This window comes from Candidatus Hydrogenedentota bacterium (genome assembly GCA_018005585.1).
GTDB lineage: Bacteria > Hydrogenedentota > Hydrogenedentia > Hydrogenedentales > JAGMZX01 > JAGMZX01.
The window spans coordinates 17,339-31,982 of record JAGMZX010000048.1; the positions used below are offsets into that span (position 1 = coordinate 17,339).

The 14,644-nt window shown below is 64.1% G+C and carries 12 protein-coding genes; 11 read left to right on the plus strand and 1 reads right to left on the minus strand.

The annotated features are described in order from the left end of the window. Positions 1-23: 23 nt before the first annotated feature. The 5 genes from rsmA (at position 24) to KA184_10215 (ending at position 6,041) form a co-directional block, all read left to right on the plus strand. Complete coding sequence (gene rsmA, locus KA184_10195) at positions 24-950, plus strand: ribosomal RNA small subunit methyltransferase A (protein MBP8129935.1); 927 nt, start codon at positions 24-26, stop codon at positions 948-950. A 33-nt stretch (positions 951-983) separates the two neighbouring features. Then, on the plus strand, positions 984-2,063 hold the full coding sequence (locus KA184_10200) for a PAS domain-containing protein (GenBank protein MBP8129936.1): 1,080 nt from the start codon (positions 984-986) through the stop codon (positions 2,061-2,063). A gap of 70 nt (positions 2,064-2,133) precedes the next feature. Then, positions 2,134-2,622 (plus strand): hypothetical protein, encoded by a 489-nt coding sequence (locus KA184_10205; GenBank protein ID MBP8129937.1) that lies wholly within the window; start codon positions 2,134-2,136, stop codon positions 2,620-2,622. 203 nt (positions 2,623-2,825) lie between these two features. Further along, positions 2,826-5,090: a hypothetical protein gene (locus tag KA184_10210; protein MBP8129938.1), complete on the plus strand. Its 2,265-nt coding sequence runs from the start codon at positions 2,826-2,828 to the stop codon at positions 5,088-5,090. A gap of 45 nt (positions 5,091-5,135) precedes the next feature. Further along, the gene (locus KA184_10215) at positions 5,136-6,041 is read left to right on the plus strand and encodes a hypothetical protein (protein MBP8129939.1); all 906 of its coding nucleotides are present in this window, start codon (positions 5,136-5,138) and stop codon (positions 6,039-6,041) included. Between the two features lie 78 nt (positions 6,042-6,119). Here KA184_10215 and KA184_10220 read toward each other — a convergent pair whose 3' ends face one another. Further along, complete coding sequence (locus KA184_10220; GenBank protein MBP8129940.1) at positions 6,120-7,814, minus strand: glutamine--tRNA ligase/YqeY domain fusion protein; 1,695 nt, start codon at positions 7,812-7,814, stop codon at positions 6,120-6,122. Positions 7,815-8,050: 236 nt separating this feature from the next. On the opposite strand from KA184_10220, the gene KA184_10225 reads away from it, so the two are divergent. The 6 genes from KA184_10225 (at position 8,051) to KA184_10250 (ending at position 14,494) form a co-directional block, all read left to right on the plus strand. Next, a complete protein-coding gene (locus KA184_10225) occupies positions 8,051-9,511 on the plus strand; it encodes a glutamate--tRNA ligase (GenBank protein ID MBP8129941.1) in 1,461 nt (486 codons plus the stop codon). An 81-nt stretch (positions 9,512-9,592) separates the two neighbouring features. Beyond that, positions 9,593-10,573, plus strand: coding sequence for an ROK family glucokinase (locus KA184_10230; protein ID MBP8129942.1), 981 nt, complete (start codon positions 9,593-9,595; stop codon positions 10,571-10,573). 5 nt (positions 10,574-10,578) lie between these two features. Next, positions 10,579-11,511, plus strand: a complete 933-nt coding sequence (locus KA184_10235; GenBank protein ID MBP8129943.1) for a 1-phosphofructokinase family hexose kinase — start codon at positions 10,579-10,581, stop codon at positions 11,509-11,511. A gap of 45 nt (positions 11,512-11,556) precedes the next feature. Beyond that, on the plus strand, positions 11,557-12,678 hold the full coding sequence (locus tag KA184_10240; protein ID MBP8129944.1) for a nucleotidyltransferase domain-containing protein: 1,122 nt from the start codon (positions 11,557-11,559) through the stop codon (positions 12,676-12,678). A 288-nt stretch (positions 12,679-12,966) separates the two neighbouring features. Continuing rightward, positions 12,967-13,368: an adenosylmethionine decarboxylase gene (speD, locus tag KA184_10245; GenBank protein ID MBP8129945.1), complete on the plus strand. Its 402-nt coding sequence runs from the start codon at positions 12,967-12,969 to the stop codon at positions 13,366-13,368. A gap of 25 nt (positions 13,369-13,393) precedes the next feature. After that, positions 13,394-14,494 carry a deoxyhypusine synthase family protein gene (locus KA184_10250; protein ID MBP8129946.1) on the plus strand — a complete coding sequence of 367 codons (1,101 nt, stop codon included), beginning with the start codon at positions 13,394-13,396 and terminating at the stop codon, positions 14,492-14,494. Positions 14,495-14,644 lie beyond the last annotated feature (150 nt).

A 14,644-nucleotide genomic window follows, 5' to 3' on the forward strand; every position in this document is an offset into this window, starting at 1 on the left:
AGAGCCGCGACAAGGTAGCCAAGGTGGCGCATCGGGGCCGAAAACCGGAGCGCGTCAGCCGCGCGCGCGAAACGCAAGGGGCCCAGGGGGCCTATGCCGGGAACCTGCGCGAGAAGGTGCGGCGCTATGGGATCCGGTTCAAGAAGGCCTTGGGACAGAACCTGCTGCTGGACGGCAACATCAACCGCATTATGGCGAGCGCGGCGGCCCTCTCGCCGGAAGACAGCGTGGTCGAGGTCGGCGCCGGTCTGGGCGCGCTCACGGCGTTGCTGGCGGAACGGGCGGGGCATGTGCTTGCCATCGAGATTGACCCATCGTTCATGCCCTGCCTCGAGGACCAGTTCGGGGCCATGCCGCACGTGCGCCTGTTTCGCGGGGATGTGCTGAACCATGACCTCGACGGCCTGTTGAACGAGTTCCTGTCCGGCTGCTCTCAGTTCAAGCTCGTCGCGAACTTGCCCTACTACATTACGACGCCGCTTCTGTTCCATTTTCTCGAATCGCCGGTGTTCTTCAGCCGTCTTGTCGTCATGGTTCAGGCGGAGGTCGGGCAGCGGCTGACCGCCAACGTGGATACGCCGGACTACGGCGTACTGACACTTGCTGCGCGGCTGTACGCCGAGGTGGATATCGTCCATCATGTGTCCGCCACGTGTTTCGTGCCCCGGCCCAAGGTCGACAGTTGTATCGTGCGTTTCCGGTGCCGCGCCATGGAGCCCGCCGCAAAGCAGCGCATCGCGGACACGCTCGCGGTAGCGCGGGCGGCATTTGCGCAGCGGCGCAAGACGCTCAAGAATTCGCTGTGCCATGCGCGCCCATTCGGGCTGTCGCGGGAGGCCGTCATGGCGGGGCTTGCCACAAGCGGTATCGACGGCGAACGGCGGCCCCAGACGCTGGATATGGACGAGTTCAATCGATTGGCAACGGCGCTGCGATCTCGGCTATCTTAGGATGCGGTCGCGAGACAGGGCGGGGCAACTCCCATGACCCATGAAGCCACAAGTCCGTATGTACAGGTCATCGAGAATCTGACCAGCGGCGTCCTTGCGGTGGATGGCAAGGGCGTCATCCTCATTGCGAACCCGGCCGCTTGCGCGCATTTGCACGTGACGCCGGACCGCTTCCGCCTCGGGGAACAGTTGCACACGGGAGACGGACTCGAGGAGGTTGGGGCCGTCCTGTGTGAATTGGCCGAACGCAACCGGCCTATCTCGCGGCGCGAATTGCGCATCACCACGCCGGACGGCGCGCAGAAGGTCATCGGGCTGAGCGCGTCCCCGTTGCGCGACGCGGCCGGCGGCGCCATCCTTCTGTTCACCGACTTAACGGAAATCCGGCACCTGGAACGCGTGGCCGCCCTGAACCGGCAATTGGCCGAGATCGGCGAACTCACCGCGGGCGTGGTGCATGAATTGCGCAATCCACTCAGCATTATCACGGGCATGGCGGAACTGCTGGCCCGGCGCCTGGGCGAGGACAGCAAGCACCATTCCTCGGCCGTCCGGATCATGCAGGAAGCCGGCAATCTCGAGCGCGTTATCCGCCAGTTCCTCAGCTTCGCGAAGCCTTTCGACCTGGAGCCCACGGCCTGCACCGCCCGGGACATCGTGGACCGCGCACTGCAACTTACCCAGCCCGCGGCCCAAGCCCGGCAGATTACAGTCCGGACCGACTTCGCGGCGGAACCGGCGGCGTTCCCCGCGGACCCGGTCAAACTGGCCCAATGTCTCGCGAATATCATCGGAAACGCCATTGATATGCTCGAGACGGGCGGCGAAGTGGCAATATGCGTCCGGACCGCCGGACCTGAAGTCGTATTCACGGTTGATGATAACGGGCCGGGCCTGCATCTAAGGCCGGGAGAGGACCCGTTCATGCCGTTTTTCTCGCGCAAGCAGGGCGGGACGGGGTTGGGCCTGGCCATCGTTCACCGGATCGTGACGGCCCATCATGGCGCGGTGTCGTTCGCGAACCGGGAAGAAGGGGGAGCGCGCTTCGAAGTGCGCATCCCCTTGCGCGCGGAACGCGCGGACGGCGCGCCGGATACCGGGGGCTCGCAGTAACGCCTTGGGGCCGTTTTCGCGCGAATACGCGCGCGGCGCGGTTGTATCCATCACCAATGGGAGTACCGGCATGCCGCTCTACACGGAAAAACAGACGTTCGCGCCTTGGGTTTACGCAGTGCTGGTCATCGGCGAGTTGGGCGCGCTGGCCGCGCTGGCGCTGGTGCTGGCGCAGACCGGCGACGCGACCCTCCAGATTGTTGTGCTCGGTACCTGGGCCCTGGGAGGCGTCATGGTGGCAAACCTGCTGGGACTTGGCACCGAAGTCACGCGCGACGCGGTCACGGTCCGGTTTGGCCTCCTTTTTACCTGCTACCGCAAGCGATTCGCGTTGACGGATATCCGCGCGGCGCGCGCCGTCGAGTACCGGCCGCTGCGGGACGCAGGCGGTTGGGGTATTCGTTTCGGACGTTTCGAGGGCCGGCCCTGCCGCTTTCTGAACGCCCGCGGCAATCGGGGCGTTTTCCTGGAGACAGCGCAGAAACCCTGCATCATCGGTTCGCAGCAACCGGAAGCCCTGTGCAGCGCGATTCTTCAGGCATCGGGGCGCGGCGGGTGACACGCCTGGCGGGGATTGCTTGGAATTACAGCGCGGTTTCGAGTATCGTTTTCTTGTTCTAAGCACGCGTTGAAGACGTCCCGCGGTTTTCTCCGCATGGTGGGGGCGTTTTGACCCCGAAGACAGCGCCTGCGGCGCTTCCGAATACTGGGCAGGGCACGCATGCTCTTGACATGACCACCCGTCTGAAAGGACTACCGCCGATGCGAAGACTCCGGTTCGTGCTCCGTTGGCTGGTGCGCCTGACGCTGCTGGCGCTGGTGCTGCTGTTTATTGCGTTTGTCGTGTATTTCCGGGGCGCCTTGTACAACCGCTTCGTCCAGTTCCCGCGCGAGGCCCGCGCCTGGGACGCCATCCGGTCGGCGCGCGTCGACGTGACGCTCGAAGACGGCTGGGAGGATTACCGCGGGGTTTGCCACAGCCACTCCGAGCTCTCTCACGACTGCGACGTGCCATTCGAGGAAATTCTGCGCGTGCTGAAAGAGACGGGCCGCTCTTTCATCTGCATGTCGGACCATTGCGAGGGAGGAAAAGCCGACTTCTCGCTTCAGTGGGACGGAGTCCACGACGGGGTCGTTTTCATACCGGGCTACGAGATGCCGCATGGGTTCATGCCTTGGGGCCTGCCTCGGGAAACGGCGCTGGACTGTGGGGAGGACGAAGAGGCGCTGGCGCGGCGCATCGGGGACTTGGGCGGCGTGTTGTTCTTCGCGCATACGGAGGAAGACCGTAACTGGAACCTGCCCGAACTGACCGGCATGGAGATTTACAACATCCACACGGACTTCAAGGATGAGGGGTTTTCCAGGCTTATTCCGGACCTGATTCTGAACCTCGGGGCGTATCCGGACCAGACGTTCCGGCTCATGTTCGACCGCCAGACGGCGATCCTCGAGAATTGGGACCGGCTCAACAGGACGCGCAAGATCGTGGGCATCGCCGCGAACGACTGCCATCAGAACAACGGGGTCGTGGGCATCTACACGCCGGACGGCAAGCTGCTCCTGCGCGATACCAGCCCGGACGACATCGGCACGTATTCGCTGAATTTCTTCACGCGGTCGCTGCTCCGCGTATTCTTCGGGCCGCTCGAGCCGAACCGGGAATTGTTCCACTTTCAGCTCGACCCCTACGAGCGCATGGTCCGCTATGTAAGCACGCATATCCTGGCGAAGGAATTGTCGAAGGAAAGCGTGCTCGATGCGCTGCGGCAGGGCCGCGTCTATGTCGGATTCGACATGATCGCGGACAGCACCGGCTTCACGTTTCTGGCGGAGGGGCCGGACCAGCGGGCAGTCATGGGCGAAAGCATCGGGTTGACGCCGGAACTGCGATTGCGCGCCGCCGCGCCCCATCGTTGCCGGTTCACCATCAAGCGCGACGGCCAAACCGTCGCGCAACAGGTGGGCACGAGCCTATCGTGGCAGCCGGATGCCGTGGGCAAATACCGCGTCGAGGCCGAATTGGAGATTCTCGGCGCGTGGACGCCCTGGGTCTACACGAACCCGATCTCGGTGGCGCCCCATGCCGAGGCCCCGCAGGCGCCGGATGCGCCCGTATTGGACGCGCCCGCGCCGGCTTTCGACGCGACGAGCAACGAGCCCGTATTGCCGCGCTACGCCTTCTCGCCGGACTGGACGCGCGCGTTCGAACTCGAATCGAAGGGCGATTTCACGATCAAGATCGGCGCCCGGGACATGGTCATGCCGGTCATAATCCATATGGAAGCGCGCGCGCGTGTGTTGGAGATCGACGACGCCGGCGCGGCGACGATCGAACTGCAATTCACCCGGTACGCCATCGACATGAACATGTTTGCGATGCAGGTCAAGTATGACACCGCGTCGGACGCTCCGCCGCGCCAGGGTCTGGAATTCGTGCAGCGCCTCGTCGAGCAACCGGCGCGCGCGAAGGTCAGCAGCCGGGGCCAGGTGCTCGAACACGATGTAAGCGCGCTGGTGGAAGGGATGGACGCCGCCCACGGGGCGTCCGCCCAGTCCAGTCTCGAAGAGAGCGTGCTGCAGATGTTGCGAGCGGCGTTCCTCGCGTTGCCGGAAGAAGCGGTTCAGCCGGGCGCGGTTTTCGACACGGGCTCGCAGGTGCAGACGGTGGCCGGCTCGGGCGTCATCAACCGGGAAGGCACGTACAAGGTCGGCGCCATCGAAGCGGGCGGCATGCGTCTGCTGCTGGAACCCGTGGGCAAGGTGGAACTGTTGCCCATCGACCAGGACAAGGTGAAGTTCGAATCCCGCGGCGCGACTTCGGCAGGGTGGTCTTTGGTGGACCTGAATCAAGGCTGCGTCGCAGAGTCGTTTTCAACGATATCGGCCAGCATGCAAATGACGCAAGCCGGCCAGACTTTCGACGCGACCTTGCTGACCGAATCGCGTTTCCGTGTCAGCGACGAATCGGAAACGGCCGAGCCGGAGGAGAGTATCGCGGCTCCCGCGGCAGAGCCGGGTGCGTGAGTCCTATCTCGAGATTAGAAATAGCCTGAACTGAGGAGAGGCCCCATGAGACCACGTTCGATAGTGTTGTTCGCGCTGGTTACCACTCTGATCGCATCTTTCACTGGCTGGGCGCTGGAGCCGCCCGCCTTCGATGCCGTTTCCGGCGAAGCGGTTCTGTTGCGGTACCAGTTTTCCGCCGGCGAGCAGTTCGACACGCACATGACCATGAACATGGCGCTCAAGATGGACATGGGCGGCATGAAGATAGATACGCCCGCCGAGATGGCCATGGACATGGCCTGCAAAGTCACGGCCATTGATGACAACGGCAATTACCTGACTGAAATGCGCATCACCCACGTGACCATGAAGCTGGAGATGATGGGCACGTCGCTTTCCTTCGACTCGGAGACCAACCCCGACCCGAGCGAAGAGCAATTCAAGGCGCTCGCCGCCATGCTGAACAAGACCGTCACCGCGACGATCTCCCCGCGCGGCGAGCTGATTAAGGTGGACACCTCGGCCTTGTCCGCGGCTCTGGCCAGCGCCGGCCCTCAGGGCGACCAGGCGATCCAGCAGATGGACCAGATGATGAACAACCTCTTTATCGGACTGCCGGAAGGGCAGGTGAAGGCCGGAGACGAATTTGAGGGCGGAACGCTCACGCAGGCCATCCCGGAAGTCGGCGAAATGGTCATGGAAATCCGGTACAAGGTCCGCGCGGTGTCCAGCGACTTGAAGCAGGCGATTCTGGAACCTTCCGTGACCCTGACCGTGAAGCCGAAGGAAGGCGCTACGGCGGCCATGGACATCCAGATGGAGAAGTATGAAGGCTGGATCCTGTTCGACGTGGACGGCGGCAACCTCAACAAATCCAACGTCCTGTCCACCGTGCACATGATCATAGACCAGATGGGCCAGAAAATGGACATGGTCATGGACATGGACGTGGTCTGCGCCGTCGAGTAGTCCGCGGCGTTCTTGTCTCGAGACACGCGTCCCGCTCGTGAAGACGATCACGGGCGGGACGTTTCGGTTCTTGTGCGGTCAGGCCTGGTCGCGCGTCTTGATGCGGGCCCAGGCGTCCTTCAGTGTCACCGTGCGGTTGAACACGGGCGCGCCCGGTTGCGAGTCGCGCGTGTCCACGCAGAAGTAGGCGAGCCGCTCGAATTGCAGGTGCGCGCCCGGCTCGACGGTCTTCAGCGCGGGTTCGAGCTTGCAACCCGTCAGCACTTGCAGCGAATTCGGATTCAGGTTCGATTTCCAGTCCTGGCCTTCCTCGACAACGTCCGGGTCCGCCTTCGAGAACAGGTGGTCGTAGAGCCGCACCTCGGCGTCGAACGCGTGCTGCTCGGACACCCAGTGCAAGGTCGCCTTGACCTTGCGGCCGTCGGGCGAATCGCCGCCGCGCGTCGCCGGGTCGTAGGTACAGCGAAGCTCGACAACGTTGCCGGCCGCATCCTTGACTACGTCCGTGCACTTGATGAAATAGGCGTAGCGCAGGCGCACTTCGCGGCCCGGCGACAAGCGGTAATACTTGGGCGCGGGGACTTCCATGAAGTCGTCCTGCTCGATATAGATCACCTTCGAGAACGGCACCTTGCGCGTGCCCGCACTCGGGTCTTCGGGGTTGTTGACCGCGTCGAACTCCTCGGTCTGGCCTTCGGGGTAGTTCTCGATAACCACTTTGAGCGGCTTCAGCACGCCCATGTAACGCGGCGCGCGCTTATTCAGGTCCTCGCGCACGAAATGCTCCAAGTACGCGATATCGACCGTATTATCGGCCTTGGCGATGCCGATGGCCTCGCAAAACGCGCGGATCGCCTCGGGCGTGTAGCCGCGGCGGCGCATCCCGCGGATCGTCGGCATGCGGGGGTCGTCCCAGCCGCTGACAAGGCCGTCCTGAACCAGTTGCAGCAGACGGCGCTTGCTCATGACGGTGTAATTGAGATTCAGGCGCGCGAATTCGATCTGTTGCGGGTGCCAGATGCCCAATTGTTCGCAGAACCAGTCGTAGAGCGGGCGGTGATCCTCGAATTCCAGCGTGCAAATCGAGTGGGTGATGTGTTCGATCGAGTCGGACTGCCCGTGCGCGAAATCGTACATCGGGTAGATGCACCAGGCGTCGCCCGTGTGCGGGTGCGTTGCCTTGAGTATCCGGTACATGACCGGGTCGCGCATGTTCAAATTTGGCGAGGCCATGTCGATTTTCGCGCGTAGCGTGCGCGAGCCGTCCTCGAACTCGCCCGCGCGCATCCGCGCGAAGAGGTCAAGGTTCTCCTCGATGGATCGGTCACGGTAGGGACTTTCCTTGCCCGGCTGCGTCAGCGTGCCGCGATGCGCGCGCACCTCGTCCGCGTTCAGGTCGCAAACGTAGGCCTTGCCCGCCTTGATCAACTGTACCGCCCATTCGTGCAACTGCTCGAAATAGTCCGAGGCGTAGTACTCGTGTTCCGCCCAGTCGAAGCCGAGCCAGCGCACATCCTCGTGGATCGCGTCGATGTACTCCTGCTCTTCCTTCGTCGGGTTCGTGTCGTCCATGCGCAAATGGCACACGCCGCCGAAGTCACGCGCAATCCCGAAATTGATGCAGATGGATTTCGCGTGCCCGATGTGCAGGTAGCCGTTCGGCTCGGGAGGGAACCGCGTGGCGACGCGGCCGCCCCACTTGTCCGACTCGATGTCGCGTCGAATGATTTCGCGGATGAAATCCGTACCTGTGCCAGGCGTTTTCTCGGCCATGACGGCCTCCCATCTGTGTGTAATGAGGCAGGCGCGCCGGCCTGCGCGGTGAAACAATGCAGTTTTCCCCTCGGTTCTGTCAGGGAACAGGAGAGAAAAAGCGGTTCCATTATGTGCAATGAATGCGCGGGTTTTCAAGTGCTGTGACACGGCGGGGCGTGGTCCTGGCATGAAAATGACCTGTGTCGCATGCTATTCTCGCGCTTTCTGTCGCGGGTATCCTGCTGGGAGTAGACATGAGCACCACACGTTGCCGTATTGCGCCTTCGCCGTCCGGGTTCCTGCACATGGGCACGGCGAAAACGGCGTTGTATAACTGGCTGTTCGCGCGCAAGACGGGCGGCGTCTTTGTCTTGCGCCTCGAAGACACGGACACGGAGCGGACCGAGGAACAGTACGTGCACGGCATGTGCGAGGGGTTCCGCTGGCTCGGCATCGAGTGGGACGAAGGCCCGGCATTCGGCGGCTATCCCGAAAAGGGCGGCTACGGTCCCTACCGGCAGTCGCAGCGGCGCGAATTGCACCGCGGCGAGGCCATGCGCCTGGTCGAGGAAGGCAAGGCGTACAAGTGCTTCTGCGCGAAGGAGGAGGTCGACGCGTTCCGCAATGCGCACCCGCACGAGCGGTTCGTGAGCCCGTGGCGCGACGCGGCGCCGGGCAAGGTCGCCGCGATGGGCGATGCGCCGTACGCGGTGCGGTTCAAGGTGCCCGAAGGGGAAACGGTGCTCCACGACATCATCCAGGGCGAGGTGCGCTGGAACAACCGCGAGTACGATGATTTCGTCATCCTCAAGCCGAACGGCGACCCCATCTTCCATCTGGCCGTGGTGGTGGATGACGCGCACATGAAGATCACGCACGTGATCCGCGGCGACGACCACCTGACGAACGCGGCGCGGCACGTCATGCTGTTCCACGCCCTGGGGTTTCCGCTTCCGCAATACGCGCATCATCCGCTGGTGCACGACGAGCAGGGGCGCAAGCTGAGTAAGAGCATGCACGGCGCGAACGTGCTCGACTGGCGCGACGACGGCTACCTGCCGGAAGCGATCCTCAATTACGTCGCGCTGCTCGGATGGACCTCCGAGGAGGAGAACCGCGAGTTCTTCACGCGCGAGGACCTGGTTCGGCATTTCACGCTCGAACGGCTGACCAAGTCCGCGGCGCGGTTCGACCGCAAGAAACTCGATTGGCTGAACGGCCAGCACATTCGCCGCCTGCCCGTGGCGGATTTTCGCGACCGCGTCGTGCCTGTCTTGGAGAAAAGCGGGTTCGACACCGCCTCGAAATCGCCGGAATGGCTCATGCGCATGGCGGAAATCTGCCAGGAAAAGGTGCCGACGCTGAATCACATCGCGCAGCAGACCGACTTCCTCTTCCTCCCGGTCACGGATTATGAGGAGGCGGGGGTGCGCAAGCATTTCCAGGCGGAAGGCCGGTTGCGCCTCGAAGCGGCGCTGGGCGTCCTTGACGGCGTCCAAGATTGGACCAGCACGCACTTGCACGACGCCGTCAAGGCGCTTGCCGAGCGCATGAGTGACGGGCTGGGCAAGTTCGTTCATCCGATCCGGCTCGCTCTCACCGGCAAGACGGTGGGCCCCGGTCTGTTTGAACTGGCCGAACTGCTCGGGAAGGAGACGTGTCTCGAGCGCATCGAAAATGCGCTGGGATTCATCAACGCGCGGGACGCACTGTAGCGCGAGCCGCGCGGCGCGCCCTATACTGCGCCCGTGGCGAGCGGTTGGAATGCTGGCATTACCAGAAGGAAGCGGGGAATCGTGAGCGACTTCGTCATTGGAATCGACCTCGGGGGAACGAATCTGAAGACGGCCATTCTCTCTCGCGACAAGCAGTTGCTCGCGAAAGAGTCGCGGCCCACAAACGCCGGCGCCGGACCGGACGCGGTCATCGACGCGATGGAAGCGTCGGCCCGCGAGGTAGCCGCCGCAGCCGGCGCCAGCCTGGACAGCGTCCTGGCCGTCGGCGTCGGCGCGCCCGGTCCGCTCAACTGGCAATCGGGCATTGTATACAGTCTGACGAACATGCCCGGTTGGAGCGATGTGCCGCTGGCGCGCATCCTCTCGGAACGGCTGGGCACACCCTGTTTCCTCGAGAACGACGCGAACGCGGCCTGCTACGGAGAATACTGGCTCGGCGCGGGTCAGGGCGCGGACAACATGGCCGTGCTCACGCTGGGCACGGGTGTCGGCGGCGGCGTGGTGGTGTTCGGCAAGCTCCTGCGCGGCATCGACGGCACGGCCGCGGAACTCGGGCATCTGAAAGTAATGCGCGACGGGCGCCCGTGCGGCTGCGGCGCGCGCGGCTGCCTCGAGACCTATGCGTCCGTCACGGGCATGACCATGACGGCCGTCGAGGGGCTGGAGACGTTCCGTACCTCGCGCCTGCTCGAGATGTCCCGCGGCGACATCGAGCAATTGGACGGCAAGATGATTTTCGACGCGGCCCGGGAAGGCGACGCGCTGGCGCTCTGGGCGTTCCGGGAAACGGCCACTTGGCTGGGCATCGGCATCGCCAGCATCATCAATTACCAGAACCCGGAGAAGGTCGTGTTGTGCGGCGGCATGGTCGCCGCGGGCGACATGCTGCTGGACACGGTGCGCGAAGTCGCCAAGGCCAACTGCTTCCCCGTTCCGGGCGCCCGGTGTGAAATCCTCACGGCGGGGCTGGGCGGCGACTCGGGCGTGATCGGGGCCGCGGGCTGCGCGTTGGACCGCTGTCTTGACACGACACGGGGATAACGGGCGTGATCCTTACGTTTACGCCGAACCCCTGCGTAGACAAGACAGTATTCATCGACCGGTTGGAACCCGGCGCGAAAATCCGTTCCCGGAAGTACACCTGCATCCCCGGCGGCAAGGGAACTAACGTCTCGCGCGCCGTCAAGGCTCTCGGCCGCGACACCGAAGCGATGGTCGTCGTCGGCGGGCACACGGGCCGTCACGTCGTGGACATGATCGAGCAGCAGGACGGCGTAACCTGCATACCCCTGTGGGTCGCGGGCATGACCCGCACCATCACGACGGTGTTGGAAGAGCCGCTGCACCGGCAAACCGCCTTCTTTGAGCCGGGGCCGGGCATTTCGGAAGCGGAAACGGAGCAGATTGCCGACTCGTTTGAAGCGGCGGCTCCTCGTGCCCGCATCGTCACATTCAACGGCACGGTGCCTGATCCGGGAGCGCGTTCTTTGTATGCCCGGCTGATTCGGCTCGCATGGGAAGCGGAAGTCTTGCCTATTCTCGACACGTACGGCGCGGAACTCGCCCTTGCCCTCCAGTCACGGCCCTACATGGTCAAACCCAATCAGACCGAAGCGGAGGGTCTGCTCGGTTTTCCGCTGGATAACGACGCGGCGCGCGCGCGCGCCTTGGACTTTTTTCACGAGCGCGGCGTGAGCCTCGTTGTGATTTCGCTGGGCAAAGACGGGGCCCTCGTTTCGCGCGAGGGCGAGCGGCTGCGTGCAATCCCGCCCGTGATCCGGGAAGTCAATGCCGTTGGTTCCGGCGATGCGCTGGTCGCCGCCTTCGCGGTCGGTCTCGAGGAAGGGTGGCCGCTCGCGGACATGGCCCGCTTCGGGGTCGCGGCGGGCGCGGCCAACGCGATGACCTGGGATATCGGCCGCTTCGAACGCGGCGAAGTGGAGCGGATTGCCGCGGAGACTGTCATCGTGCCATGCTGAGGCTGCGGCGCGCCGGCGCCGCAACGGGGCCGAGGGTACAAGACGATGGCGCAGCCGGAACCGGTCACAAGCCTCGAACAACTGCTCTCTCCGGAGAACAAGTCCCTGATCTTCCGGTGCATCGCGGGCAGCCGCGCCTGCGGAACCGCCTTCCAGGATAGCGACACGGATTTCCGCGGCGTGTACGTGCTCCCCGCGCGGGCGTACCTGGCAATCCATCCGCCGCCGGAGCAGGTGTCCGATGTTCGCCATAATGAGACCTGCTACGCGCTGCGGCGCTTTCTCGAACTGGCCGCGTCGGCGAACCCCAACGTGATTGATCTGCTTTTTGTGCCCGCGGACTGCGTCGTGCTCCAGACACGCTATGCAGACCCGCTGATCGCCGCGCGCGGCCTTTTCATCTCGAAACAGGCTTTCGACTCCCATGTCGGTTATGCCTTGGCGCAGGTGAAACGCGCCCGAGGCCGGAACAAGTGGGTGAACAATCCCAAGCCCGAAGAGCCGCCCCGGAAGGACCAATTCTGCCGGTTCGTTCCCAGGGAAGCCCTGACCCCGGCTTCCGCGCGCATGCCGTATCGCCCCGTGCCGCTCGCCGAGGCGCGTGTCGACCTGGCTCAGTGCCACGCGGCCGCGCTCGAGCACTGTCCGGGTGTTTACCGCCTCTATCACTACGGCGCGGCGGCGCGCGGCGTGTTCCGCGGCGATAACCTCGCGTGCGAGTCCATCCCGGAGGAAGACGAGACCCGGCGGTGCATCGGCCTGCTCCTCTATAATCGGATGGAGTACGAGAAGGCGTTGCGGGAGCATCATGACTACTGGACCTGGCGCCGGCAACGCAACGAGGCCCGCTGGCTCTCTCAGGAACGCGGCGAAGTCGATTACGACGCGAAAAACATGATGCATACCTTCCGGCTGCTGTTTTCGGCCAAGCATATCTTCCGCGAGGGCGCTCCGCTCGTGCGTTTCGAGGGCGGGCAACTCGATTTCCTGCGCCGGGTGCGGGCGGGCGCATTCGCCTATGATGAGCTCATCGCACGCGCGGATCGGGAAATTGCCGAGCTTGTGGCGCTGCGGGAAAAGTCCGCCCTTCCCGAGAAACCCGGCACGGACGCGATAGCCGGCCTGTTGCAGACCATTACCGGGCAATGGGAGGCGGACCACGCCTGACCTTTTGCGGCCCGGCGCGCATGCGGCGTGAATAAGTTGCGCGCGCGCGGTGTATTGGTTGGAAGCATGCGGCGAGACGCCCGGTCTTGGCGGGCGCCTGGCCGGGAAAAAACGGGAAGCGAAAAAACCCTTGATTTTTTCCTGTGCGCATGTTTACTATATGCGGCCCTTAATGGTCAGTTGTTGGCAGAACAACAGACAATCGAGCCGGCCCCAAGCCTCCCTTAGGACGGAGACCCAGCGTAAGGCGGCGCAGGAGTCTGGAAACCTCAGAGGAGGGTTTATGAGTTGCACAAGGGTAAGCATCTTCTCATCGATTGTCGCAACGTCTCGCGGGAACTTTGTCTGAGCGACAAGCTCGTGCTCTCCGTGATGGCACGAGCGGCGGAACGCGCCGGTTCCACGGTCGTGTCGCAAATTCGCTACAAGTTCGGTAGCGACTCCCCCCCCGGTTTTGCAGCCGTGATCATGCTCGACGAGAGTCATTGCTCGGCCCATACCTATGCGGACCTGGGCCTGATTGCCATGGATGTCTTTACCTGTGGCAACACGGACCCCCGCGACGTGCTCCGCTTCATCCGCGAGGAACTGGACCTCGGCGACGTCACGGTCACCGAGATGCCCCGGTTCGCGTTGCCGGAGAGAGCGGCAAAGGCGCCGGCAGCGGACGCAGCTCTTGCGGTCTGCTGATCTCGTCAGGGGGTTTTGATCGCACATGATTACACGCCGGTTGCATGACGGGCGCGAGGATGGCTTGCGCCCGCTCGAAAGCCTCGACCTTGGCCGCGTCGGTTCCTTCGCCGGGCTGGTGCGCGCCATGCGCGAAACCGCGTTCGGCGGACGACAGCTGGGCGAGGCGTTGGACATTCTCCTCGAAATGGCCCGCGACCCCGAATGCACCATGGTGCTCACGGTGTCGGGCGCGATGACCGTGGCAAAGCAGGGCCTGATCATGTGCAAAATGATCGACCGCGGCATGGTTCAGGCCGTCGTCGCGACGGGCGCGCTCATGGCGCACGGGCTCACCGAGTCGATCGGACTGACGCACTACGCCGTGGACCCCGCGGTGGACGACGCCGGCCTGTTCGAGAAGGGCTACAACCGCATCTACGACACGCTCGAAATGGAGTCGAACCTGAACGACGTGGCGCGGCTTGTCGCGAATGTGCTCGACCACGGGCAGCCGGAAGGGGGCGTGTGGTCTTCGGCGCGGTTCTGCCGCGCCGTGGGTGAGCGGCTCGACCAGCTCGACCAGGGGCCGGGTATTCTGCGCAGCGCCTGGAAGAAAGGCGTGCCGGTGTTCATCCCGGCGTTTACCGACAGCGAGATGGGCCTCGATTTCTCGACCCACGCCATGGACGCCGCCTTGCGCGCGCGCCGCAACGGTCCGCCGGAACCTGGCGAAGAACAAGACCCTGAGATAGTGTTCTCGGCGATCCCGTCCTACAATCCGTTCCTGGACCTGCAGGAGTACGCGCGGCTGATCGGGCGCGCGAAACGGATCGGCATCTTCACCGTGGGCGGCGGCGTGCCGCGCAACTGGGCGCAGCAGGTTGCCCCGTACTACGACATCACGGCGGCGCGTCTCGGCATCACGTTGCGCGAGCCAAGGTTCCAGTACGGCATTCGCATCTGCCCGGAGCCGGTCCACTGGGGCGGTCTCTCCGGCTGCACCTATTCCGAGGGCGTGAGCTGGGGCAAGTTCGTCGCGCCCGAAGAGGGCGGCCGCTACGCCGAAATACACGCGGACGCGACGCTCGTCTGGCCGCTCTTGATGAAGGCCGCGTTCGAGGAACTGGACACGGCGGCGCATTGACGGCGCCGTTCAACGTCTGACCCGCCCATGCCGTCTATATGGCCCACAGGCCGGATGCCAGAACGGCAACCGCGTGCCGCTCCTTCCCCTCCGAGCGGCGGTGTGGTACATTCGGCGCCATGAAACGGCGACCGAAATCCAGGCGCCGGC